This is a genomic window from Variovorax gracilis (assembly GCF_030317115.1).
Taxonomy (GTDB): Bacteria; Pseudomonadota; Gammaproteobacteria; order Burkholderiales; family Burkholderiaceae_C; genus Variovorax; species Variovorax gracilis.
The window spans coordinates 17,009-41,628 of the sequence record NZ_JASZYF010000038.1 but is presented as its reverse complement, the minus strand read 5'-3'; the positions used below and the strand labels follow the sequence as shown (position 1 = coordinate 41,628).

Below are 24,620 nucleotides of genomic sequence, written 5' to 3'. Positions count from 1 at the left end.
CGTCACTCGATCACCCGGGTGGCGCGCATCCATAGGGATGGCGGCAGCGCCATCCCGAGCGCCCTGGCCGTCTTGCGGTTGATGACGAGTTCGAACACCGCGGGCAACTCGATCGCCAGGTCGCCAGGCCGCTCACCCTTGAGGATCTTGTCGACGTAGCTCGCGGCGCGTACGCCCAGGGCTTCGAGATTGGCGCCGTAGCTCAGCAGGAAGCCGGCGTTGGCAAGCAAGGTCAGCTCGCTGATCGATGGCAGTCGATGAGTGATGGCGAGTTCCGCCAATCGGGTCCGATGAGCCACGATCGTGTTGGTGGCGATGGCGTAGAGGCCCTGCGCGCGACGCGATGCCGCGGCCTTGAATGCCCGTTCGAAATCCGCCGGCCCCTTGACCTCCAGCGTGGTCAATTCGAGCCCGAGTGCGCGGGCACCGGCCTCGACACCCGGCTCGTTGAGTTCGGCCGGCGCGACCAGGACGGCCACCCGTTCCAGTTCCGGCACGGCGGTCTGGAGGATTTCGAGCTGCTTGGCGGCAAGTTCGAGGAAAGTCACCTGGACCCCGGTGACGTTGCCGCCGGGCCGGGCCAGTGTCTGCGCCCAGCCTTCGCGGACCGGGTCGCTGCCGCTGATCGCCACGATGGGAATCGTGCGAGTCGCCTTGCGCGCAAATTGCAAAGGCAACGGGCCTCCCGCCAGAATCACATCGACGTTCAGCTCGACGAGCGCGGCGACCGATGCCGCCAGCCGGTCGGGTTGCCCTTCGGCATAGCGGTAGTCGAGCACCATGTTGCGGCCATCCGCATAGCCGAGGTTGCGCATGCCCTGGACAAAGCCGGCGATGGGGTCCGGGTCCACGCCCGACCTCGGCTGGCCGAAGGAAAGGATGCCAATCTTGGGCATCGCCGCCCTGCCGACGGGCTGCGCACGCGGGATGCCGGGGCCGGCGGCCAGGTGCGCCATGGCGACCGAGACCACCAGCCGGCGGTTCATGACCATGGCGCGCTCCAGATGCGGCTCAGCGCGGCAGGACCGTCAGCCGATAGGTGATCTCTTGAACGAAGTCGGGCAGACACCCGTGCGCAACCCAGCGGATCAGGTGAAAACCCGGCGACATCGGATAGATGAACAGGTAGTAGCCCTGTTCGGCACTCGGGCTGAACGCCAGGTCTGTGGCCGCCGCGGTGTCGAGCTTGAATATGTTGTCCGGTGGCAGTTGCGCGTTGAAGATGGGCGATGGGCTGCCGGACGGACCGGTGAAGTACCGGGTCGGGCGCGGAACCTTGACGCCATCGATCCAGATCGTGATCTCCGCCGGCACGGTGCAATTGCCGGCATTGCGCACGAAAGCCTCGGTCCGCGTTTCCTCCGAATCGTTCAGGAACGCGTAGTACGCCGTGTTGATCATCGGGAAGAACAAGGCTTTGCCCGCAGGAACCTCGCACACCCGGTCGGCGTTGGTCTCGCCGAGGATGGCGCCACCGAGGAACCAGACCCTGCCCACCTGACGGTGGGCGCAGCGTTCGGGGTGGGTCTCCATGACGCTGAGCAACGGGTTGCTTGCTTTCGACATCGACACCGCCCATTGCTGCCACTCGACGGCCCAGCGTCCGTAGGTCTGTCCGCCCGGCAGCGAGTTGATCGGGGCAATGAGAGGAAGGCGACCGCCGGACTCCGTGCCTGCGGCAGATGCGCCGCTCACCTCCGGTACCGGCCCGTCGTCCGGAGCCGAGGGGGAGGCCTGCTGGCCGGCCTGGCATTGCTGCCGCGGGAAGCAGCGTCCCGCGGCTTCGGCCAGGGTTGCCGATGCCGCGAACGCGGCCACGACGCCGGCCATGACAAGTGTTCTCGTTTCCATGATTGCCCTCCAGATTTGCCTGCAAGAGTGAGCGCGCCTGCGCGCGCGTTTCTAGGGCCAACGAATCGTCGCGACTCGATTGCGATGGCGGTGGTGGGCGCCGCGCCATCGATGCCTTCGCCGGATGGCGGGCTTCTTGTTTGCGGCGAGTCGCCTCAGTTCCCTCTCCTCCGGGGGAGGGCCAATATAGGCGCCGGGTTGCATGAGGTCGACGTCTCAGCGGCGTGACAACCCAGAAGCCTGTCCTCGTGGAAATTCCTGCTGCACGTTGATTTGACTGAAGAAAAGCAGCGGGCTGCGCTGGCCTCGGATGGCTTCTCTTTTCGGGTTGAAACGACACTTACACCGCAGCTCAACGTTGGGTCCGCGAGCCGCAGGACCGGGCAGGAATGGATGTCCAGCACTTTGATTCATTACTTGACTATAGGTAGTTACCCTATAATCCCCCTTGGCCCGCTCCACCAAGGAATCCCCCATGTTTACCGCCCTCACCTGCGTCGGCCTTCTGGCCATCGTTGTCGGCAACGCAGTGATCTATTCGCAGGAAATGGACGCGATGCTGGGCCTGCGCTGACTCGGCCCAGGGGCGCCCGATCACACTGCCGGCGCCGCCTTCATGGCCTGCTCCCACGCGAGTTCGGCCACCCGTTCGAAATGTGATGAAAGGGCCGCCGCCTCGGCGCTGGCCGCTGTCCCGCGAATGAGGCGCCCGCGAATCCCATGCAGGATCGCGGCGAAGCGGAACATGTTGAACGCCACGTAGTAGTCCAGCGCGGGCAGGCCCGCCCGGCCGGTGCGCCGGCAATAGGCCGCGACGTAAGCCGCTTCATCCGGCAATCCTCCGGCCGCGAGGTCCACCCCCCGGATGCCGCCGATGATCTCGGGCGGCATCCTGAACATCATCGCGTGGTAGGCGAAATCGGCCAGGGGATGGCCGAGCGTGGACAACTCCCAATCCAGCACCGCCACCACTCTCGGCTCGCTCGGGTGGTAGATCAGGTTGTCGACGCGGTAGTCCCCATGCACGATCGACGTCTCGTCGTCCGCGGGCACGTTCCGGGCGAGCCATTCGACCAGCCGATCCATGTCGGCGTTGCGGCCCGCGGCCTCGTCCTCGACATACTGCTTCGACCAGCGGCGCACCTGACGTTCCACGTAGCCGCCGACACGGCCGTAGTCCTCCAGTCCGATCGCCCGGAAGTCGACCTGGTGCAATTGCGCGAGCGTCGCGTTCATGGCGTCGAAGCAGGCGCCGCGTTCGGCCACGGGCAGCACCGAAAAGGCGGAGTCCCAGAAAATCCGCCCCTCCACCATCTCCATCACGTAGAACCAGCTGCCGATCACCGCGTCGTCCGTGCACAGGCCATGCAGCGCCGGCACCGGAAACCCGACCTGGCGCAGCGCACCGATCACGCGTGCCTCGCGCTCGACCGCGTGCGCGCCCTTGAGCAGCACCCCCGACGGCTTGCGACGCAGGACATAGGAGCGCCCGGGCGTCTTGAGCTGGTAGGTCGGGTTCGACTGCCCGCCGGCAAAGCGCTCGGCCTGGATCGGCCCGGCAAAGCCGGGCACGTGGACCTTCATCCAGTCGGCGAGGCGCTCGTCGTCCCAGTCGCCGCCGCTCACGCCTTGCCCCCGCCGAGGGCGTCACGCTTGATCTTCTTGGCAAGGGACCACTTGTGGACCTCGGTCGGCCCGTCGTAGATGCGGAAGGCGCGGACCTCGCGGAACACCTGCTCGACGATGGTGTCCTGCGTCACGCCGCTGCCGCCCATGACCTGCACGCAGCGGTCGGCCACCCTGAAGAGCGCGTCGGCGACCGCGACCTTGGTCATCGAGCTTTCGGTCGTGCCGAGGGAGCCGGTGTCCAGCACCGTGGCGCACCAGTCGATCATGAGCTCGGCCTGCTTCAGGTCGATCAGGTTGTCGGCCAGCATGAAGCCCACGCCCTCGTGGTCGATCAGCAGCTTGCCGAAGGCCTTGCGCTTGGTGGCATAGGCGGTGGCGATCTCCTGGGCGCGGGTGGCCGCGCCGTGCCAGCGCATGCAGTGCGACAGGCGCGCCGGCGAGAGCCGGATCTGCGCATAGCGAAAGCCTTCATCCACTTCGCCGAGCACCTGATCGTCGCCGACTTCGAGGCCCTCGATGCCGACAATCGCGTGGCCGCCCGGCATCGAGCTGTCGATGGTGTCCAGCACCCGTTCGATGCGGATCGCGGGATGCGGCAGGTCGACCAGGAACATCGTCGCGCGCGTTGTCTCGGTGCTGCCGGTGCGCGCCATGACGATGCCGACCGAGGCGCCCTCGGCACCGGTGATGAAGGCCTTGCGCCCGTCGATGCGCCATCCGCCGCCCTGGCGCTTCGCCACGGTCTGCAGCATCGACGGATCGGAACCCGCGCCGCCTTCTTCCGCCGGCTCGGTCATGAAGAAGGCGGACCGCGCCTCGCCACGCACCAGGGGCGCGAGGAAGCGCTCCTTCTGGCCCGGCGTGCCGATCTTGCCGAGCAGGTACATGTTGCCTTCGTCGGGGGCTGCGGTGTTCACCGCCACCGGACCCAGCGGCGAGAGCCCGCTGCGCTGGAGCACCAGCGCCGTTTCGAGCTGGGACAGGTGGCCGCCGTCGGCCAGGATGTGCGGCGTGAGCACGCCGGCCGCGCGCGCCTTGGCCCGCAGTTCCCGCACGAGCGCTTCGTCCGGCCCATGGCGCGTCCGGCGGGGGTCGCGCTCGTACGGAATCACGACCTCGCGGACGAACGCCTCCACGCGCTCGGCGATGTCCCTGCTTCTTCCGGTCGGCACATGGCTGCCGCTGGGCGAGTTCATCTAGTTGCGCTCCCTCAGCCACTTGGCGATCGATGGCGCGAGAACCTTCTGCGCCTTGCCTCCGACGAAGGTGCCGATGTGTCCGCCGGGCACCGACAGCTCGCTGTAGTCGTCGGTGCCGAACCTGTCCTCCATGCCCTGGGAGCAGGAGACCGGGATGATCACGTCCCCCGTCGCATACACGTTCAGCACCGGCATGCGGATCTGGTCGAGATCGACCCGCCGGTCGCCGAGCATCAGCTCGCTCTTCACCAGCTTGTTGGCCTGGTAGAGGTCCTTGAACCACTGGCGCATGACCTCGCCGGGATGGCCGGGCCGGTCGGCGATCCATCGCTCCATGCGCAGGAAGCCGAGCATCTTCGATTCGTCGTCGAGCATGTCCACCAGCTCGGTCGTGTACTTCGTGACGTTGCCCACGGGGTTCATCATCAGGAACGAGAAGCCGACCATCGCGCCGGGTGCGGTGCCCATGGTGTCGACCATCATGTCGATGTCCTCGGGCTTCAGCGAGCGGGCCCACAGGTTCATGTAGCCGGCACCCGGCTCCGGATGGTCCATGTCGCCATGGAAGTCGAGCGGCGTCACCGTGAGCACGAGGTTCCTGATCTTCTGCGGGAACAGCGCCGCATAGCAGGTAGCGAACACGCCGCCCTGGCAGACGCCGAGCAGGTTGATCTTGTCGACGCCGTGCCGCTCGCGAATCAGGTCGACGCAATCGTCGAGATAGCCCGAGACGTAGTCGTCGATCGTGAGCCAGCGCTGGGCGCGCGTCGGCAGGCCCCAGTCGATGACATACACGTCCAGCCCCTCGGCCAGCAGCTTGCGCACGAAGGAGCGGTCGGGTTCCAGGTCGATCATCTGGTAGCGCCCGACCAGCGCGTAGGCCAGCAGCACGGGCACGCGCGCGGGTTTCTCCACGGTCGGCCGGTAGCGGTAGAGGCGCACCATGTCCTGCCGCCAGACTTCGTCCTTGGGCGTGGTGGCGATGGCCAGCTGGTCTTCGGTGTAGGCCGAGAGGCGCTGGCTGCCGCGCGTGAGCTTCTCGCTCACCTGCTGCATCTCGCGCAGGAGCGTCTCGGGAGTGATGCGGATCGGCAGGGCTGCAGCGGATTCGGTCATGATGTGGTGGCCTTCGTGCTGGTCTTGCGCTTTGCAGCGGGGGCGCGCTTGGCGGCGGCGCGCGATGGCGAAGGCGTGCGCGCGATACGGGCCGACGTGGCCGCTTCCGGCAGGGCGTCCACCGGCGCAGCAACCCCGATGGACTTGCGCAGACGCCGCATTTCGCGCTTGAGTTCCTGGATCTCGCGGTACGCGTCGTCGATCTCGGCGCGCGTCGGCACGTTGAGCGCCTCGCTCGCGATGGCGATCATGCGCTGCTGTTGCTGGCGCGATTGCGTCGAAGCGCGCACCAGCCGGGCCGCCGCCTCCAGCGCCTTCGGCGACTGCATCGCGGCGTGCATGGCCTCGTCGGCCGAGCGGCTCCAGAGCCGCACCAGGCCCAGCAAGGACTCGACGGTTTCTCCCTTCCGGCCCATCTCGGCCAGGCGCGACAGCAATCCCTCGCTGCCCTTGGCCATCGCCGCGACGATCAGGCTCAGGTATTCCGACTGCGCCTGCTTCTTGGCCAGCGCCGCCGTCGCGAGGCCGCGCCCGGCGGCTTGCAGCTCGCGCGAGGGCGCGAGCCCGAAAGCGTCGGCGAGGCCGCCGTAGGCGCGTTCGAGGTTGAGCGACAGCGGTTCCAGCGCCTGCCCGAACATCGCCATCGGCTGACCCATCAGGTTCCAGCCGGCGGCCGACGTGCCGCCCGACGACAGCGACTGGCTGGCGCCGGCCAGTGCTTCGGAGAGCTTCTGCAGTTGCCCCCGCATCTGCTCCTGGAAGGCGACGAAGGCCTCCTCGGGCTTCGGGTGCTGGAGCAGGGTCTGGAAGTAGCCCTGGAACATCGGCCCGATCAGCTGCTGCATCATCGCCAGCGCCTGCGACACCTGGGGCAGCGGAAACGGCAGCGGTGCCGCATCGTCGGCGGGCTGCGCGGCCATGGGCGAACCCGTGCCGAAGAGGGTCGGCAGCAGGTTGAGCCACCAGTCGTAGAGAGGCTCGGAAGCCTGTGTCGCGTCGAGATCGTCCTTGTCACTGGCCATGTCGTTTTCCTTGTCGCGGCTCACAGCGAGCTCACCAGATGCCCGCCGTCGACCGCCAGCACCGATCCCGTCATGTGCCGGCCGGCGTCGCTCGCCAGCAGCAGCAGCGGGCCGTCGAGGTTCTCGAGCTGGCCGAAGCGGCGCGTCGGGATGCGCGAGCGCAGCTTCTCGCCCGCTTCGCTTTCGAGAAAGTCGCGGTTCAGGTCGGTGACGACGTAGCCCGGAAGAATCGCGTTGACGCGGATGTCGTAGCGCGAGAGTTCGAGCGCCATCGCCTTGGTCGCCTGCACCAGCCCGGCCTTCGAGACCGCGTAGGGCGCCACGCCGCCCGCCACGCGCTCGCCGAGGATCGACGCGATGTTGACGATGCTGCCGCCCTTCTTCGCGGCCACCAGCCGTCGCGCCGCCTCCTGAGCGACCATCCAGCCGCCCTTCAGGTTGGTGCCGACCACCGAGTCCCAGTCCTCCTCGGTGTGCTGCAGCAGCGGCTTGGTGACGGTCACGCCGGCGTTGTTGACCACGATGTCGGCAGCCCCGCCGGCCGAGCGCTCGATCTCGTCGAAGCAGGCCCGCACGCTCGCCGCGCTGGTCACGTCGAGGCTCACCGCGAGGCACTTGCCGCCGAGGCCGGCGATCTCCTCGACCAGTCCGCCGAGCTTGTCGGCGCGCCGCGCGACGACGATCAGTTCGGCGCCCGCCAGCGCCAGGGTGCGCGCGAAGCGTCGGCCGAGCCCGCTGGAGGCACCGGTCACCAGCGCGCGCCGGCCGTCGACCCTGAACATGCTTTCGATTCGGTCTGCCATGTGCTTGCTCCAGCTGGCTCAGAGGGACTTGGCCTGCTCGCGCAGCAGGAACTTCTGGATCTTGCCGGTCGAGGTCTTCGGCAGTTCGCCGAACACCACATGCTTCGGGCACTTGAAGCTCGCCAGGTTGGCGCGGCACCACTTGATGATCTCCTCGGCCGTGGCAGCGCCGGCGTCGGGCTTGAGCGCGACGAAGGCGCAGGGCGTCTCGCCCCATTTCTCGTCGGGCCTGGCGACCACCGCCGCTTCCATCACCTTCGGGTGGCGATAGAGCACCTCTTCGACTTCGAGCGACGAGATGTTCTCTCCGCCGGAAATGATGACGTCCTTGAGCCGGTCCTTGATCTCGATGTAGCCGTCCGGGTGCATCACCGCGAGATCGCCGGAGCGGAACCAGCCGTCCTTGAATGCCTCCTCGGTGCCCTGCGGATTGCGCAGGTAACCCTTCATCACGGTGTTGCCGCGGATCGCGATCTCGCCGACCGTCGCGCCGTCGGCCGGCACCCGTTCGCCGGTCTCGGCATCCAGCACCGTGACTTCCTGCTGCGTGGGCATGGCCACGCCCTGGCGCGCCATCTTGCCCGCGCGCCCTGCGAGATCGAGGCCGTCCCAGTCGTGCTGCCAGGCGCACAGCGTGGCGGGGCCGTAGGTCTCGGTCAGTCCGTAGAGGTGCGTGACCTTGAAGCCCAGTTGCTCCATCTGCTCGATCACCGCGCTCGGCGGAGCGGCGCCGCCGGTCGCGACCTCGACCACGTGCGCGTAGCGCGCGGAGGGCTTGGCCGGCGAATGGATCATCATGTTCAGCACGATGGGCGCGGCGCAGAAGTGGGTCACGCGTTCGCTGCCGATCAGCTCGAAGATGCGCGCCGGCTCGACCTGGCGCAGGCAGACATGCGTGCCGCCGACCAGCGTCACGGCCCAGGTATAGGTCCAGCCGTTGCAGTGGAACATCGGCAGCGTCCACAGGTAGGCCGTATCCGGCGTCAGGCCGAATGCGAGCGCATTGCCCATGGCGTTCAGGTAGGCGCCCCGATGGTGATAGACGACGCCCTTGGGGTCGCCGGTCGTGCCCGAGGTGTAGTTCAGCGCGATCGACTGCCACTCGTCCGCCGGCAACTGCCACGCGAACTCGGGGTCGCCCTGCGCGAGGAAGGCCTCGTAGTCGAGCTGGCCGACCGCCATCGAATCCGGATGGCCGTTCTTGCCCGCGGGGTCGACGATGTCGATCACGAGCGGCGGCGCCTCGACTTCCTTGAGCGCGGCGCGCACGACATCGGCAAAGTCGCGGTCCGCGATCAGCACCTTGGCCTCGCCGTGCTTCAGGCCGAAGCCGATGGCCGGTCCGTCGAGGCGCGTGTTGATCGTGTTGAGAACGCCCCCGACCATCGGCACGCCGTAGTGCGCTTCCAGCATCGCCGGCACGTTGGGCGCGATGATCGCGACCGTGTCGCCGAGTCCGACGCCCGCCCGGCTGAGCGCGGAAGCCAGGCGCTTGCAGCGCTCGTACAGCTCGGCGTAGCTGATGCGCCGATCGTCGTGGACCACCGCGACCTTCTGCGGATAGACCTTTGCGGCATGCTCCAGAAAGGTCAGGGGCGAGAGCGGCACATGGTTCGCCGCGCGGCGCTCCAGGCCCTCGTCCTCGCGCGCTTGCGTGTCGATGGCCATGGCGTCATTCCCCCGCGGCATCGATGCCGAGCACCACCAGGAAGCGCGACACCATGTTGTAGCCGGCGATGGTGCCCATCAGCTCGACGAGTTGCTGTTCGCCGAACAGCACCCGCGCCCGCTCGATGATCTCGGGGCGCACGGCCACCTGGCGCGTCATGTCGAGGGTCAGGCGCAGCGCGGCGCGCTCGTGGTCGTCGAACAACGTGGTGTCGTAGCAGGCCGAAGTGACGTCGTCGAGCGCATCGAGCTGCGCCTGCGTGCCCTTGGCGGCGAGGAACTCCGGCGCATGCTGCAGCCACTCGTAGTCGGCGTTGTTGAGCCGCGCGACGGCGCAGATCGCCAGCTCGTTGATGTGCCGCGGCACCTGCAACTGGTTGCGGATGGCGGCGAACATCGCGTTCCACCCGCGCGCGAACGCGGGACTGTGCAGCAGCATGCGGTCGAGGTTCAGCAGCTTGCCGCTCGATCGGCGCGCGCGGATCGTTGCGACCAGCTCCGCCAGTTCGGGGTCTTCGGTGTTGCGGTAGGCGATGTTGGGCATGGCGCTTCTCCTCGCGGTTGTTGTCGGTTTGAGGGCGTTGCAGGCGCGGAGCGCTTCGCTCAGATGTCGAAGAACACCGTCTCCCCTTCGCCTTGCAAGCGGATGTCGAAGCGGTAGACCACCGAGTCCCCGCGCGTCTCGCGTTGCGCGATGAGGGTCTTGCGGCGGACCTCCCACTCGATCAGGTTGAGCACCGGGTCCTTGGCATTGGCCTCGGCCTCGTCGCTGAAGTAGAGCCTGGTGTTGAGGCCGAGGTTGATGCCCCGCGCCACGATCCACAGCGAGATGTGCGGCGCCATCGGCCGGCCCTTGCGCCCCTGGACGACGCCAGGCTTGATCGTCTCGAAACTGTAGAGGCCGGTGTCGAAGTCGCTGCAGGCGCGGCCCCAGCCGCGGAAGGCCGGATCGATCTTCTTGCCCGGCTGCCGGTCGCCCGGGTGGTTGTACTTGCCTTCGGCGTTGGCCTGCCAGCACTCGATCAGCACGTCGCGCACCGGCGTGTTCGAGCCGTCGAACACGGTGCCTTCGATGCGGATGCGCTCGCCCTTCGTCTTCGGCGTGACCAGCACGTTGCCGAAGTTGTTCTCGAAGATGTCGAAGCCGGCCTGGTTCGGCGCGAGGCCGATGTGCACGTAGGGGCCCGCCGTCTGCGACGCGGTCTCGCGAAGTACGCTCGTCATTGCGCTTCTCCCTGAACGAGATTCTCGAAGAGCGTGGCCCGCCGCCCGCGCAGCACGATGTCGAAGCGATAGGCCCTGCTGTCGAGCGGCACGAAGGCGCTCGTGTCCTGCATCGCGATCAGGCCGCGGATCTGCTCCTCGCTCGGGACGATGCGCAGGATGGGGCAACTGGCGATCAGCGGATCGCCCTCGAAGTACATCTGCGTGATGAGCCGCTGCACCCAGCCGTCACCGGAGATGGCGTAGTGGATGTGCGCCGGTCGCCAGTCGTTGACTCGATTGCGCCACGGGTAGGGACCCGGACGGATCGTGCGATAGGCGTAGTAGCCGTTCGCGTCGGTCAGCATGCGGCCGCAGCCGCCGAAGTTCGGATCGAGCGCGCCGATGTACTGATCCTTCTTGTGCCGGTAGCGGCCGCTGGCATTGGCCTGCCAGACTTCCACCAGCGCGTTCGCCACCGGCCGCTCGTACTGGTCGCGCACGAAGCCGTGCACGATGATGCGCTCGCCGACCGGCATGCCGTCCTTGGCGGCATTCATGATCAGGTCGTTGTCCCGCGGGCCCAGCTCGTCGGCGCTGAACACCGGTGCGGTCACTTCCGACAGCGACTGCTGCAGCGAGATCAGCGCGTTTCGCGGGCTGCGCAGCACGCTGGTCTTGTAGGCCGGCGCAAAGGCCGCCGGGTGCGACGTGGTGTCGCGCATCATGAATTCGTCGCCGTCGGCGGGTGCTCTGGACATCGCGCTCTCCTCCACGGGTCAGGCCGCGACGTTGGTCATCTTCGGCTTGTCGCCGAGTGCCTGTTCCCGTATGCGGTCGTACTCCTGCTTCGGAACAGGCACCGCGTTCCTGTCGCCCAGATCGTTCAGGTGCACGCGGTAGGTTTCGCGTGCGGTCCAGGCGGAGATGGCCGCCACGAGGCAGATGGCGAGCGTGATGAGGCCGATGGTCATGGGGATGTTGACGGCTCCCGGAGGTGCGACTGTCACGAACAGCACCGGCAGCAGTGCCGTGATCGCCGTGCCCAGGTTCTGCGAGATGGCCATGCCGGAGACGCGGGTGCGTGTCGGGAACATCTCCGGATAGAAACTCGGATAGACGGCGTTGTAGCCCTGGTAGACCACGCCCCACATGAGCAGCGACATGATGATCGCCATTGGCACGTTGTGAATGCTGATCGCGTAGAGGTAGGCGAAGGACAACAGCCCCGAGGCCAGCGCGCCGATGATGATGGGCGGCCGGCGGCCGATCTTGTCCGACAGGTTGCCCACGAAGGGGATCACCAGCACGGCGACGATGTTGCCCATCACCGGGATCCATAGGTAGACATCCTTCTCGAAGCGGATGCCGTAGCCCGGCTGCACCGCATAGGCGGCACCGAAGATGGTGGCGACCACGGGGATCACGTTCATCAGCGAGCAGAGCATCACGCGCAGCATGTCGCGCCAGCTTTCGGTGACCGCCTGGATCACGGGTGCCTTGGGCAAGGCGCCCTCCGCGCTTTCCTCGGCAAAGGCCGGCGTCTCTTCGACCTCGCGACGGATGATGTAGCCGGCCACGATGACGATGAAGCTCAGCAGGAACGGAATGCGCCAGCCCCAGGTGTTGAAGGCCTCCGCCGGCATGTAGTGCGCCAGCGGCAGGAACACCGCCGCGGCCATGATCTGGCCGGCCTGGACGCCTTGCAGCGTGAAGCTGGCGTAGAAGCCGCGCCGGCCAAAAGGCGCGTGCTCCAGGATCATCGAGCTTGCGCCCGAGATTTCGCCGGCCACCGCGAAGCCCTGGATCAGGCGCAGCACCACCAGCATCGCCGGTGCCCACAGGCCCACCTGGTCATAGGTCGGCAGCAGGCCGACCGCGACGGTCGAGAAGCCCATCAGGAACATGCAGATGACCAGCACCATCTTGCGCCCGTGCGTGTCGCCCCAGTGGCCGAGGAAGAAAGCGCCGATCGGTCGCGCGACGTAGCCGACGCCGTAGGTGGCCAGCGACGCGACGATCGCGACCTTGGGGTCCGAACTCGGAAAGAAGATCTGCGGGAAGATCAGCGCGGCTGCCGTCGCATAGATGAAGAAGTCGTAGTACTCGAGGGCCGAGCCTATCCAGCCGCTGGCGGTGGCCTTCTTGGTCTGATGCGTGCCATGCGGCTCGTGGTCTGAAGCACTGGTCATTCGATGTCTCCAATTTCGACTTGCCGATTGGGAATTTCGGGCTGCCGACCGGCATACGGCAGCTTGGATGACAGAGCACGGGGCTGAGCGACGTTATTCCTGATGCGCGCTCGCCGCAAGACAAGGCGTACACGACATGCTCGCCCAGCGGACAACCTGTCCGGTGATCGGTTCAATCAAGGGTGATCCCTCATGGGGCCCGCGCGGCGATCAGCGCGCGCCCGCCTGCTGCTGCGCTTGCGATGCCATGCGCGCCGGTGCGTTCAGCGCCCCATAGGCGTCGTACGCGCCTGCGCGCTGGACGATCTCGAAGAAGAACCTGTCGCCGAAGCTCTCCGTGTAGATGTGGAAGTAGTCGCCGTCGGCAGTGCGGTCGAAGAGGATTCCGAGCGCGCGCATCCGTTCGAGCAGCGGTGCGGCGATGTCGAAGCGCGTGGACAGGTCGTCGTAGTAGTTGGCCGAGATCGGCACGAAGGGCGTCCCTCGTTCACGCATCCGTTCGACGGCGGCAAAGATGTCCGGAGAACCGAATGCGATGTGGTGGACGCTCCCGCCGCTGCCGCTGGACGCCACGGTGCGCGCCGTGCGTGTGCGCTGGCTCAACGAGACATTGAGCACGATGCGCAGCGTGCGATCCGCATTGGCCAGGCCGCTGCTCCGGATCAGGCCGAAGGGGTCGGCCAGTTCCAGGCTGTCCCCCGGCGACAGTCCCAGCACGGCGCGGCAGAACAGCACCCAACTATCGAGCTGGTCCTGGGCGAGTCCGAGCGCCAGGTGGTCCACGCAGTCCAGCAACGGCCCGCCTTCGCCGCCGTCGGTCTCGGGGATGAAGTCGACCTGGTCGAAGTCCACGGGGGATGGGTCCGGCACGAAATGGATCACCGTGCCCCCGGGCGCCACGATCGCCGGCAGGCGCATCTCCTGCTGCCCGATCGGGCTGTCGAAGCGTGCCGAGAGCAAGGCAGCGGCCCGGCTGGCCGCCAGCTCCGGGTCGGCCGTGCCGAGCCCCAGCGCGTAGACCGACGGGCCCTGCAGGTCGAAGCGCTGGCGCGCCAGCGAATCGGGCTGCGCGTTGACGACCAGCCGGATGTCGCCCTGCGCATACAAGAAGGCCTGCTTGCTGCGATGCCGGCCTGCGCGCCGGAATCCCATCTGTTCGAGCACGGTACCGAGCGCGGCGGCGGCAGGCTCGTCGACGGCGAATTCCAGGAAGCGAAAGCCCGTCAATCGCGGCATGGCTGGCGGATCGAACAGCTCGGTTCGCACCGGGCCGGCCTTTGGCGGCTCGGACTGCAGGCGCGCCCGGACCTCGCTCTCCAGCAGAAGCAGCGAACGCATGGCGTCGGTCGCCGTGCGGCGGTTCGGCGTCTCCCTGAAGATGTCGTTGAAGATCTCCAGCGACAACGGACCGGTGTAGCCGGCGCGCAGCACGACCTCCAGGAAGCCCACCATGTCGAACTGGCCCTGGCCGGGGAAGTTGCGGAAGTGCCGTGCCCACTGCAGCACGTCCATCGCCAGCCGGGGTGCATCGGCCATCTGCAGGAAGGCGATCTTGTCGCCCGGGATGTCCGCGATGCCGGCCGGATCGTCGTTCAGCGACAGCGTGTGGAAGCTGTCGAGGATCAGGCCGAGGTGCGGATGATCGGCGCGCCGCACCCGCTCCCAGGCCTGGCCGAAGCGGTTGACGTGGCGGCCCCAGGCGAGTGCCTCGTAGCCGATGCGCAGGTTGCGCCGCGCAGCGCGCTCCGCCAGCTCGCGCAGTTGATCGGCGGCCCGGTCGACTTCGCCGAGCGACACGGGCGAGGTGTTCGAGCACACCAGCACCAGCGGCGCGCCGAGCGCCTGCATCAGGTCGAACTTGCGCTCGGCCCGATCCAGGCTGCGCTCGAACTGGGCCTGCGGCATGCCCTCGAAATCGCGGAACGGCTGGTACAGGTCGAGGCTGAGGCCCAGATCGGACAGCATCGACCGCAACTCGCCCGCGCTGCCGGAGAACTGGATGAAATCGGGCTCGAAGAGCTCGATGCCGTCGAAGCCCGCCGCAGCGATGGCTTCGAGCTTCTGGCGCAGCGTGCCGCTCAGAGAGACCGTGGCGATGGAGCGGTGCATGTCGATGTCCTTGGTAGAAGTCCGGAGGATCCGAAGCGGAGGCCAAGCGTACCGAGCACGCCGTTCCGGCACAATGATTGCGCCTTGCGCACTGACCGCTTGGCGGCTGCACCCGTCCGATCAACGTTCGTTTAGATGGTTTCTACGGATGTCCGCAAATGCCTCATCGACGAGTTCGACCGATGTTTTCCCGATCGAACCGGAAGACCATATCGAAGGCCTGGCTCGCGGCCTCTCGGTGATCGAGGCTTTCGACGCGGCGCATTCGCGCATGAGCGCTTCCGAGGTGGCCGCGCGCACGGGACTGTCGCGCACCGCGGCGCGACGCCATCTGCTGACGCTGTGCCATCACGGCTATGCGAACACCGACGGCAAGCTGTTCTGGCTGACCGCGCGCGTGCTGCGGCTCGGTGAGAGCTTCCTGGACGCGGCGCGCGTGCCGCGCCTGGTGCAACCCGCGATCGAACACCTCTCGGCCCGCACCAGCGAGACCGTCAACGTGAGCGTGCTGGAGGGCCACGACGTGGTCTATATCTCGCGCAGCAACAGCCCGCGGCTGGTGTCGGTGGGCTTCTACCCTGGCCTGCGCGTGGCGGCCCACGTGGTGACCCCCGGGGTCGCGCTGCTCGCGACACTCGACGACAGCAGGCTGGAGCGTTGGGTCGGCGAGCATGTGTTCACGGCCTTCACGTCGAAGACGGTGACCGATCCGGCCGTCTTCCTGCAGCACGTCCGTGCGGCCCGGGAACTGGGCTACTGGATCATCGAGGAACACCTCGATCCCGCCCTGCTCGGCGTGGCCATGGCCGTGCGCGACCGGCGGGGCGCCGCCGTCGCCGCCATCAGCATCACGCTGCAGATGCGCTCGTGGTCGCGCGAACAGGTCATCGCGAGGCTGGTGCCGGCCTTGAGCGAAACGGCGCAGTCGCTGCGGCCGCTGCTCTAGGCGCCGAACAGCGCGCGCACCCCGGACAGGTCCGCGGCAACCTCCCGCGACATGCCCTCCATGCCGAAGAACGAAAGATATTCGGGCACCTGCTGGATCAGCATCTCGAAGCCGGGATAGGCGCGGATGCCCCGGGCCTCGCAGGCGCGCAGCAGCGGCGTGGGCTGGTTCTTCATCAGGATATCGACCACGCTGGCACCGGCGTCCAGCCGTGCGACGTCGAAGGCCAGCGGATCGCCGGGGTCGAGCCCGAGCGGCGTGGCGTTGATGACCAGGTCGTAGCCGGCGGGATCGGTCGTGGCGACAGACATCACCTCGCACTGGAAGTGCTCGCGCAAGCGCGCCGCCACTTCGATGGCAGGCGCGGGATTCCTGGCGGAAAGCGCTACGCATCCGGCGCGGCGTGCGGCCAGCGAGGCGGCGATCGCCACGCCGGCGCCGCCCACGCCCACCACCAGGATGCGGCGACCTTCGATCGGGATCGCCCAATGGTCCAGCGCCTTGGTGAAGCCCACGCCATCGAACAAGGCGCCTTCGATCGATCCGTCGGCATTGCGCCGCGCCGCATTGACTGCGCCGGCTGCGAGCCCCAGCGCATCGCAATGGTCCAGCAACGGGATCATGCTGCTCTTGTGGGGAATCGTGAGCCACAGGCCGTCGATGTTGCGCGCCTTCAAGGCCTGCGTCGCAAAGGCGGCGAAGTCCGTGGGCGCCACGTGCGCGGGGACCAGCACCGCGTCGATGCCGTGTTCACGGAAAAGGTGGTTGAAGGCCTGCGGCGCCTTCACTTGCGCCACGGGATCGCCGAGGATGAGGAAGACGCGCGTGCTGCCTGAGATGTTCATGTGCCGGTCCCGAGATGAAGGTGGTCGGCGGCAGATTAGTCGGCAGGCCGGTGCGATACAACAAGCCAGGGCCCGCGCTGCACGATCACCGCTGGAAGTGCGCGCCACGCGCTCGAACCGAGGGTATCCACCAAGGCTGCGCTAGCGTGCCCCGGTTCGCGAGCGCAGCGTCGGCCCGAAGTCGACAGGCAGGCTTCCTTCGGTCTTCACTTCCCGCAGCACGATCGCAGACCGCACGTGCGTGACGCCGGCCTGCTCGAACAAGGTGGTGTGCAGGAATTTCTCGTAGTGCTTGATGTCGGGCACGAGCACCGTGAGGATGTAGTCGGCCGGGCCGGTGGCCGATACGCAGCGCACGATCTCCGGACTCGCTTCGACCGCTTTCTCGAAGTCGCGCACCTTCGATTCGTTGTGTCGGTCCAGATTCACCTCTGTCACCGCGGCGATGTTGAGGCCGACCTTCTCGCGGTCGACCACGACGGTGTAGCCGCGGATCACGCCCGCGGCCTCCATCTCCTTGATGCGGCGCCAGCAGGGCGTGGATGACAGGCCCACCTTGTCGGCGATCTGCTGCACCGTCTGCCGCGCGTCGCGCTGCAGTTCCAGCAGGATCTGCAGCGAGTAATTGTCCAGAGGAATGGAATCGTCGTTCATGGGGATCTGCGAGAACAGGATTCTCGAAACTAGGGTCTGTGGGGGCGTATTCCAGAGAATATTCCTCCAGCAGGCGAAGAACAATCCTCGGATGCACTCGACCGCGACCCCCTCTCCCATCCAGCGCCCCGCGTACCAGCTTTCCGACAGCCTCTGGGCCCGATCCGGCGCCGTTTTCCTGACCGGCACGCAGGCGCTGGTGCGCGTGCTGCTCATGCAGCGCCAGCGCGATGCGGCCCGCGGGTTGGACACGCAGGGCTTCGTCAGCGGTTACCGGGGCTCGCCTCTCGGCATGGTCGACCAGGCGATCTGGAAGGCCGGTGCGGGCTTCAAGGATGCTGGGATCCGTTTCGTGCCGGCCATCAACGAAGAGTTGGCGGCGACCCAGGTGCTGGGCACGCAACGCGTGGAGTCGGACCCCGAACGCACCGTCGAGGGCGTGTTCGCGATGTGGTACGGCAAGGGTCCGGGCGTGGACCGCGCCGGCGACGCGCTCAAGCATGGCAACGCCTATGGCTCGTCGCCGCACGGCGGCGTGCTGGTGGTGGCGGGCGACGACCACGGCTGCGTCTCCTCGTCGATGCCGCACCAGAGCGACCACGCCTTCGTCGCCTGGAGCATGCCTGTCGTTCAGCCGGCGAGCGTGGCCGAGTACCTGGAGTTCGGCCTGTACGGCTACGAGCTGTCGCGCTTTTCCGGCGCGTGGGTCGGCATGGCGGCACTGTCCGAAGTGGTGGAGAGCGCGGGCACGGTCGACCTCGACCTCGTCGACGCACGCGTCGCCACGTGGGCGGATGGCGACACTGTCCGCGCCGCCACCGGCCATCGCGCGCCGCCCGACGGCTTGCACTACCGCTGGCCCGACCTGCCCTCGCTGCGCATCGAATCGCGCCTGGCCGACAAGCTGGAGGCAGTGGCGGCCTTCGCGCGCGTCAACAGCATCGACCGCCACGTCATCGAGAGCCCGCGTGCGAAGGTGGGCATCGTGACGTGCGGCAAGGCGCACTACGACCTGATGGAAGTGCTGCGCCGTCTCGAAGTGACGCCGGAGAGCCTCGCGCGCGTCGGCGTCCGGCTCTACAAGGTGGGACTGAGCTTTCCGATCGAGCAGACGCGCATCCAGGCCTTCGCTCAGGGTCTCGACGAAATCCTGATCGTCGAGGAGAAAGGCGCGATCGTCGAGAGCCAGTTGCGCGACCTTTTCTACAACGCGCCGCCTGGCGCGCGGCCCGCGCTGGTCGGCAAGCACGACCGTGACGGCCGGCCGCTGGTGTCGGCGCTCGGCGAGCTGCGGCCCTCGCGGCTGATCGAGCTGGTGGCCCACTGGCTGTCGGTGCACTTCCCCGTTAACGCCGAACTCGGCGACCACTTCCAGCATGTGCGCGACTTCACGCTGCCGGCGCTGCTGAGCAACGACGGCGATTCGGTCAAGCGCCTGCCGTACTTCTGCGCCGGCTGCCCGCACAACACGAGCACCAAGGTGCCCGACGGCTCGACCGCGCGGGCCGGCATCGGCTGCCACTTCATGGCCAACTGGATGGACCGCAGCACGGCGGGACTGATCCAGATGGGCGGCGAGGGCGTCGACTGGGTCTCGCACTCGATGTTCACTCGCACGCCGCACGTCTTCCAGAACCTCGGCGACGGCACCTACTACCACTCGGGCTATCTCGCGATCCGGCAGGCAGTTGCGGCCAGGGCGACGCTGACCTACAAGATCCTCTTCAACGACGCCGTCGCGATGACCGGCGGACAGCCGGTCGACGGCATCATCAGCGTCGATGCCATCGCGCGGCAGGTCGAATCCGAAGGCGTGAAGCAGGTGGTCGTCGTGAGCGACGCGATCGACAAGTACGCGCAGATCAAGGGCAAGTTCCCGGCCGGCACCGAGTTCCACGACCGGAGCGAACTCGATGCGGTGCAGCGCCGGCTGCGGGAGATTCCCGGCGTGACGGTGCTGATCTACGAACAGACCTGCGCAGCCGAGAAGCGCAGGCGCCGCAAGAAGGGCGAGCTGGTCGACCCGCCCAAGCGCCTGTTCATCAACGAGGCCGTGTGCGAAGGCTGCGGCGATTGCAGCGTGCAGAGCAACTGCGTGGCCGTGCTGCCGCATGAAACCGGGCTGGGCCGCAAGCGCAAGATCGACCAGACGAGCTGCAACAAGGACTATTCCTGCGCCAAGGGCTTCTGCCCCAGCTTCGTGGGCGTGACCGGCGGCGCGCTGCGCAAGAAGAGTGGTGCGCTCGCCGCCGGGCGCGATGCCTTCCTGCAGCATGTGGCCGCACTGCCGCGCCCGGCGCAGCGCACGTGGGATGCGCCGTATGACCTGCTCGTGACCGGCGTCGGCGGCACCGGCGTGGTGACCGTGGGCGCGGTGATCGCGATGGCGGCGCACCTCGAAGGCAAGTCGGCGAGCGTGCTGGACTTCATGGGCTTCGCGCAGAAGGGCGGCGCGGTGCTGAGCTTCGTGCGCCTGGCCGACACGCCCGCGCGGCTGAACCAGGTGCGCATCGACACCCAGCAGGCGGATGCCATCCTGGCCTGCGACATCGTCGTGGGCGCTTCGCCCGACGCCTTGCAGACCGTGCGCCATGGACGCACCCGCATCCTCGCGAACATGCACGAAATCCCCGTGGCCGAGTCGCTGCGAAATCCGGATGCCGACCTCAAGGTCGAACTGTTGCTGGAAAAGATGCGCTTCGTTGCGGGAAGGGATCAGGTCGAGACCTTCGATGCACAGACGATGGCGGAGGAATTTCTCGGCGACACGCTGGCGTCGAACATCCTCGCGACCGGCTATGCGTGGCAACGCGGGCTGGTGCCGCTGAGCCTGGAGGCGGTGACGCGCGCGATCGAACTCAACGGCGTTGCGGTTGCAGCGAACCTGATGGCCTTCTCGCTCGGCCGGCTCGCCGCGGGCGAGCCGCAGGCGGTCGAGGCGCTGCGCAGCACGAGCGCATCCAGCGTGCAGGACGAATCGGTGGAGGCCCTGATCGCTCGCGGGCGCCAGCACCTCACCGGCTACCAGAACGCGGCCTGGGCGCAGCGCTTCGAGGCGCGCGTGCGCGCCGTGCAGCAGCGCGAAGCGTCACTCGCCGGCGGCGACCCGAGCCTGCCGGTCACGCGCAACGCAGCGCGCAGCCTGCTCAAGCTCATGAGCTACAAGGACGAATACGAAGTCGCGCGCCTCTACAGCGACGGCAGCTTCCGCGAGAAGCTGGCGGAGCAGTTCGAAGGCGACGTCCAGCTCGAATTCCACATGGCCCCGCCGTTGCTGTCGCGGCCGAAGAACGGCCAGCCGCCCGCCAAGATCCGCCTCGGCGCCTGGATGCTGCCGGCCATGAAGTGGCTCGCCCACGGCAAGCGCCTTCGCGGCACGGCCCTCGACCTGTTCGGCCACACGGCGGAACGCCGGCTGGAGCGCTCGCTGATCGGGCAGCTCGATGCGCGGCTCGACGAGCTGATGGCCGAGCTGTCACCCGGCAACCAGAAGCTCGCGGCGCAGATCGCCGCCGTGCCGCTCACGATCCGTGGCTACGGCCACGTGAAGCTGGCGAATCTCGCACTCGCGCGCGGCCGTGAAGCGGAGTTGATGCACCGCTTCTCGCCCAGCCGCTATCCGAGGCCGGCGACCGAAGCGAAGGCTGGCCAGATCCGCGGGATCGAGGTTGTCGCGACGCATTGAGCGGCACGCTCGTCGCCCTCGTCAACTGCCGGTCGAGGCGTAGCGGCGCAGCCCGACGCGCCATGCGCCGAAGGCGGCCGCGAGAAACACGAAGCCCGCGAGCGGCGACACCCATCCCACCCACGCGGGCGCACCGAGGGGATCGGCCTTGCCCAGTATCGACAGTACCGGGTAGTAGGCGACGCAGGCCAGAGGCACGGCGAAAGTCATCATCAGCCGGAACCATCGCGCGTACAGCGCCAGCGGATACTGCGCCGCCTGCACGCCACCATAGGTCAGCACATTGGCGATCTCGAGGCTCTCGACGGTCCAGAACGACAGCGTGCCTTGCAGCACGAGGATGCCGAGGAACAGCGCGACGCCGCCCGCGAGCGCAAACAGCGCGACGGCGATCGACGCCGGTGTCCACGCGATATCCGCCTGCGCCGTGGCGAAGGCCAGCACCAGCAGCCCCTGCATCCATCGCCCGAGACGGCTGATGCGGAAATCGTGACCCATCAATTGCAGCGCCAGTGGGCGGGGCCGCAGCAGCAACCGGTCGAACGCGCCGGTGCGCAGGAATTCCGTGCCCAGCACATCGAAGCCGCGCCCCAGGGCATCGGCGATGGCGAACATGCAGTTCACCAGCCCGTAGAACAGCGCGATCTCGCCGATGCGCCAGCCCTGCACCTCGCCGCCGAACCGGTGGAAGAGTGCCCAGACCGCGATCACCTCGATGCCCGTGCCGAGGAACTGGCCGACGGTGAGCATCAGCGCCGAGGCCGGGTAGCGCGCCTGGCTGCCGAGCGAGGCCATCACGAGGCGGGCGAACAACGCGAGCGAGCCCATTCCCCTCAACCGCCCTGCACTTCGAGCCGGCGCATCGTTCGCCCCATGGCTGCATGGCCGAAAGCCACGAGCAGCACGATCCACACGCATTGCAGGCCGAGACCCGCGACGGCACGGGCGCCGTCGAGCTGCCCGAAATAGATGCGCGCCGGGATGTCCATCACGCCGGCCAACGGTTGCAGCAACAACCCCGTCTGCCACGCGTCGGGCAGCAGCACCAGCGGCAGCAGGTTGCCCGAAAACACGATGACGATCGGCCCGGCCAGCGCGTTGATGCCTCGCTCGTTGAGCGCCGATGCCGCCGCGATGTTGAGCAGCATCACGAGCGAGGTCGACAGCAGCAGCGCGAGCAGCGCCGACGCAGCGAAGCCCACGCCCGCGGCGACCCCGGCCGGCGGCTGCCACGCCCACTCGCGGAGCCCGAGCAAGGGCAGCACGGCGCCCGCAAACGCCAGCATCAGCGCCACGCGGGGCAGCACGCGCGCGGCGATCCAGCCGGCGGAGCGCGCGAACCACAGCGCGTAGGCATCGACCGGCCGCAACCGGTCGTATGCGACGGCGCCCGTGCGCACCGCCTGTGCCACCTCGGGGTCGCCGAGCCATGGCAGCAGCGCCAGCAGGCCTTGTGCGAGCCATGTGTACGTGATCGCCTGCTCGAGCGACATCGGCGTGCCCGCCGCCGCGCCGGCATAGAACGCAGCCAGCACCATGACCTTGATGCCGCCCCACCAGCACTGCGTGGCAAAGCCGGCATAGGCCGCCGCCCGGTACTGCAGCATTTGGAGGAAGCGCGACGCGAAGGCAGCCACATAGGGGCGAGCGAATTCCCGCGGCGCCATGGTTGGTCAGGCTTCGGCCGCGCCGTGCATCGCGTAGAAGCGCGCGATGACGGCCTCGATGGTCATGCCCTCGTCCTCGGCGTCTTCGGGCAGGCCGTCATGCAGGCGGCGCGCGGCAATGACCTGAGCGCGCAGCGCTTCGACCGGGCTGTCGGCCAGCACGCGGCCATGGCCGATCACGATCACCCGCTCGGCCAGCGCCTCGACGTCGTGCATGTCGTGCGTCGTCAGCAGCACGGTGGTGCCGCGTTCGCGGTTGGCGCGGCGAACGAAATCGCGCACCGCGAGCTTGGAGGGCGCGTCGAGGCCGATCGTCGGTTCGTCGAGGAAAAGGATGTCGGGCTCGTGCAGCAACGCGGCGGCGATCTCGGCGCGCATGCGCTGGCCCAGCGAGAGCTGGCGCACGGGCTGGTCCAGCAGGCGTTCCAGGCGCAGCAGTGCCACCAGTTCGTCGCGCGTGCGGGCGAAGCGCATCGGGTCGACGCGGTAGATATCGCGCAGCAGTGCGAAGCCGTCGCCCACCGGCAGGTCCCACCAGAGTTGCGTGCGCTGGCCGAACACGACGCCGATGCGCGCCACGTGCCGCTCGCGATCTTCGAAGGGATCGCGTCCATCGATCTCGACGCGGCCACCGTCGGGCCGCAGGATCCCCGCAAGGATCTTGATGGTGGTCGACTTGCCTGCGCCGTTCGGACCGATGAAGCCCAGCAACTCGCCGCGCTGAAGTTCGAACGACACACCGGCCAGCGCATCGACCGTGCGGTGGCGCGGCCGAACCAGTGCGCGCAATGCGCCGATCACGCCCGGGTCGCGCTCGTGGATGCGGTAGGTCTTGCGCAGATGGTCTACGACGATGTGGGGCATGGTGCGGAGGGGGGCGAATGCTACACGAAGCGCCCTTGTCGGCGCCGCAGGACGCCGGGGTGCGCGTTGCTCGTTCGATGAGCACCGCAATGAAAGCCAAGCGGAATGCGGCTTCGGCGAGATGCCCACTTAGTTATCCACAGAGTCATGCACCGGTCGAGGGGAAAACAATGCCTTGACTTTCGCATTTTGGTGCGGTGCACAAACCCCTTTTTCCATTGGGAGCGGCACGCTTTGTGTGCGTCGGGACCGTGCAACGCAGCACGCCATGTTGGTGCCCGGCCTATTTTCTTTTCCACAGCGAGGTGCGAGCGGTAACTCACTTGACGGGCCGGTCAAGATGCGCTCGGAGCTGCCGGATCGCCCTTGCGTACTTCGTGGCGAAGTTCAGCCATGCCAGCCCGGCACCCGGTAGTGATAGCGGTAGGAATCTTCAAACCCCAGCCCCGCGTACAAGCGCCGTGCCGCTTCGTTCTGCTCGCGCACCTGAAGGTAGGCAGAACTCGCCCCCTCTTCGCGGCCCCAATCCATCAGCGCGCACGTCAGCGCACGACCGTGTCCGCGCCCGCGCCGGGCCGGCTCCACCACGATGTCGTACAAGCCCACCACGCCACGGTCCAGCACGGCCAGCCCGAAGCCGATCGCTCCACCCTGTTCATGCAGGGTGGCGAAGGCGCAAGGCAACGCGATGGAGCGAACCATTGCGCGGTGCAAGCCATCCTGCCGGGAGTTCACGCCGCTGGCGGCGGTGATGCCTTCCAGCCATGCGGGCGACGGCTCGGTGGAAATGCTCACGGAAGGATGCCGCGCCGCGGCCGCGAGCGACGCGCAGGCTACCTGCGTCGGGTCGAAGAGCGCATAGCCCGCGTCCGCCAATGTCCTGTCCGCCTCGGGCGGCGCCAGCGGAGAAAGGCGGAACACGGCCGGAAGGCCATGGCGCCCATAGAACGCTTCGGCCGCGTCGCGCACGCCCTTGAAGGATGCGCCAGGCTCTGCCGCATTGACCGAGTTGGCCCGCTTGGTGTAGCCGCCGGCCAGGCGAAACAGCCAGCCATTGAAGAGGACGGTCTGCAGCGCGGGCCACGCGTTGAAGCTGCGTTCTTCAAGGGCGCGGACGGCAGTGAGGTCGAGGCGGGTCATGGGCAAGCTCAATCGGCGGGACATTCT

General features: G+C 67.7%; 21 protein-coding genes. 2 read left to right on the top strand and 19 right to left on the bottom strand.

The features are described 5' to 3' along the window. Positions 1-2: 2 nt before the first annotated feature. From QTH97_RS33000 to QTH97_RS32940, 13 genes are all read right to left on the bottom strand, one after another. Positions 3-992: an ABC transporter substrate-binding protein gene (locus QTH97_RS33000; protein WP_286572810.1), complete on the bottom strand. Its 990-nt coding sequence runs from the start codon at positions 990-992 to the stop codon at positions 3-5. 19 nt (positions 993-1,011) lie between these two features. After that, complete coding sequence (locus QTH97_RS32995; protein ID WP_286572809.1) at positions 1,012-1,851, bottom strand: hypothetical protein; 840 nt, start codon at positions 1,849-1,851, stop codon at positions 1,012-1,014. A 594-nt stretch (positions 1,852-2,445) separates the two neighbouring features. Beyond that, positions 2,446-3,435 carry a phosphotransferase family protein gene (locus tag QTH97_RS32990; protein ID WP_444813505.1) on the bottom strand — a complete coding sequence of 330 codons (990 nt, stop codon included), beginning with the start codon at positions 3,433-3,435 and terminating at the stop codon, positions 2,446-2,448. Between the two features lie 38 nt (positions 3,436-3,473). Then, complete coding sequence (locus QTH97_RS32985; protein ID WP_286572807.1) at positions 3,474-4,676, bottom strand: acyl-CoA dehydrogenase family protein; 1,203 nt, start codon at positions 4,674-4,676, stop codon at positions 3,474-3,476. Next, positions 4,677-5,795, bottom strand: a complete 1,119-nt coding sequence (gene phaC, locus QTH97_RS32980; RefSeq protein WP_286572806.1) for a class III poly(R)-hydroxyalkanoic acid synthase subunit PhaC — start codon at positions 5,793-5,795, stop codon at positions 4,677-4,679. Beyond that, the gene (locus QTH97_RS32975) at positions 5,792-6,817 is read right to left on the bottom strand and encodes a poly(R)-hydroxyalkanoic acid synthase subunit PhaE (RefSeq protein ID WP_286572805.1); all 1,026 of its coding nucleotides are present in this window, start codon (positions 6,815-6,817) and stop codon (positions 5,792-5,794) included. Before QTH97_RS32975 ends, phaC begins: the two co-directional genes overlap by 4 nt. 20 nt (positions 6,818-6,837) lie before the next feature. Then, positions 6,838-7,620 (bottom strand): SDR family NAD(P)-dependent oxidoreductase, encoded by a 783-nt coding sequence (locus QTH97_RS32970; RefSeq protein ID WP_286572804.1) that lies wholly within the window; start codon positions 7,618-7,620, stop codon positions 6,838-6,840. 18 nt (positions 7,621-7,638) lie between these two features. Further along, a complete protein-coding gene (locus QTH97_RS32965) occupies positions 7,639-9,288 on the bottom strand; it encodes an acyl-CoA synthetase (protein WP_286572803.1) in 1,650 nt (549 codons plus the stop codon). Between the two features lie 4 nt (positions 9,289-9,292). Then, a complete protein-coding gene (locus tag QTH97_RS32960; protein WP_286572802.1) occupies positions 9,293-9,832 on the bottom strand; it encodes a carboxymuconolactone decarboxylase family protein in 540 nt (179 codons plus the stop codon). Positions 9,833-9,891: 59 nt separating this feature from the next. After that, the gene (gene pcaG / locus QTH97_RS32955) at positions 9,892-10,512 is read right to left on the bottom strand and encodes a protocatechuate 3,4-dioxygenase subunit alpha (protein WP_286572801.1); all 621 of its coding nucleotides are present in this window, start codon (positions 10,510-10,512) and stop codon (positions 9,892-9,894) included. Continuing rightward, complete coding sequence (gene pcaH / locus QTH97_RS32950; RefSeq protein WP_286572800.1) at positions 10,509-11,252, bottom strand: protocatechuate 3,4-dioxygenase subunit beta; 744 nt, start codon at positions 11,250-11,252, stop codon at positions 10,509-10,511. The genes pcaG and pcaH overlap by 4 nt, the downstream gene beginning before the upstream one ends. Before the next feature lie 18 nt (positions 11,253-11,270). Then, positions 11,271-12,683 (bottom strand): MFS transporter, encoded by a 1,413-nt coding sequence (locus QTH97_RS32945; protein WP_286572799.1) that lies wholly within the window; start codon positions 12,681-12,683, stop codon positions 11,271-11,273. A gap of 210 nt (positions 12,684-12,893) precedes the next feature. After that, positions 12,894-14,792, bottom strand: coding sequence for a bifunctional sugar phosphate isomerase/epimerase/4-hydroxyphenylpyruvate dioxygenase family protein (locus QTH97_RS32940; RefSeq protein WP_286572798.1), 1,899 nt, complete (start codon positions 14,790-14,792; stop codon positions 12,894-12,896). A 148-nt stretch (positions 14,793-14,940) separates the two neighbouring features. On the opposite strand from QTH97_RS32940, the gene QTH97_RS32935 reads away from it, so the two are divergent. Beyond that, on the top strand, positions 14,941-15,738 hold the full coding sequence (locus tag QTH97_RS32935) for an IclR family transcriptional regulator domain-containing protein (protein WP_286572797.1): 798 nt from the start codon (positions 14,941-14,943) through the stop codon (positions 15,736-15,738). Here the strand turns inward: QTH97_RS32935 and QTH97_RS32930 are convergent. Together QTH97_RS32930 and QTH97_RS32925 are read right to left on the bottom strand one after the other, a co-directional pair. Beyond that, the gene (locus QTH97_RS32930; protein WP_286572796.1) at positions 15,735-16,583 is read right to left on the bottom strand and encodes a shikimate dehydrogenase family protein; all 849 of its coding nucleotides are present in this window, start codon (positions 16,581-16,583) and stop codon (positions 15,735-15,737) included. The genes QTH97_RS32935 and QTH97_RS32930 overlap by 4 nt on opposite strands. A gap of 141 nt (positions 16,584-16,724) precedes the next feature. Further along, positions 16,725-17,237 carry an Lrp/AsnC family transcriptional regulator gene (locus tag QTH97_RS32925; protein ID WP_286572795.1) on the bottom strand — a complete coding sequence of 171 codons (513 nt, stop codon included), beginning with the start codon at positions 17,235-17,237 and terminating at the stop codon, positions 16,725-16,727. 91 nt (positions 17,238-17,328) lie between these two features. Here QTH97_RS32925 and QTH97_RS32920 point away from each other — a divergent pair, with 91 nt between their 5' ends. Then, positions 17,329-20,922, top strand: a complete 3,594-nt coding sequence (locus QTH97_RS32920; RefSeq protein WP_286572794.1) for an indolepyruvate ferredoxin oxidoreductase family protein — start codon at positions 17,329-17,331, stop codon at positions 20,920-20,922. Positions 20,923-20,943: 21 nt separating this feature from the next. On the opposite strand, the gene QTH97_RS32915 is transcribed toward QTH97_RS32920, so the two are convergent. The 4 genes from QTH97_RS32915 to QTH97_RS32900 form a co-directional block, all read right to left on the bottom strand. Further along, on the bottom strand, positions 20,944-21,750 hold the full coding sequence (locus QTH97_RS32915; RefSeq protein ID WP_286572793.1) for an ABC transporter permease: 807 nt from the start codon (positions 21,748-21,750) through the stop codon (positions 20,944-20,946). A 5-nt stretch (positions 21,751-21,755) separates the two neighbouring features. Continuing rightward, on the bottom strand, positions 21,756-22,589 hold the full coding sequence (locus QTH97_RS32910; protein WP_286572792.1) for an ABC transporter permease: 834 nt from the start codon (positions 22,587-22,589) through the stop codon (positions 21,756-21,758). A gap of 6 nt (positions 22,590-22,595) precedes the next feature. After that, entirely contained in the window at positions 22,596-23,453 is an 858-nt protein-coding gene (locus QTH97_RS32905; RefSeq protein WP_286572791.1) for an ABC transporter ATP-binding protein, read from the bottom strand. A 387-nt stretch (positions 23,454-23,840) separates the two neighbouring features. Continuing rightward, the gene (locus tag QTH97_RS32900; RefSeq protein WP_286572790.1) at positions 23,841-24,593 is read right to left on the bottom strand and encodes a GNAT family N-acetyltransferase; all 753 of its coding nucleotides are present in this window, start codon (positions 24,591-24,593) and stop codon (positions 23,841-23,843) included. Between the last annotated feature and the right edge of the window lie 27 nt (positions 24,594-24,620).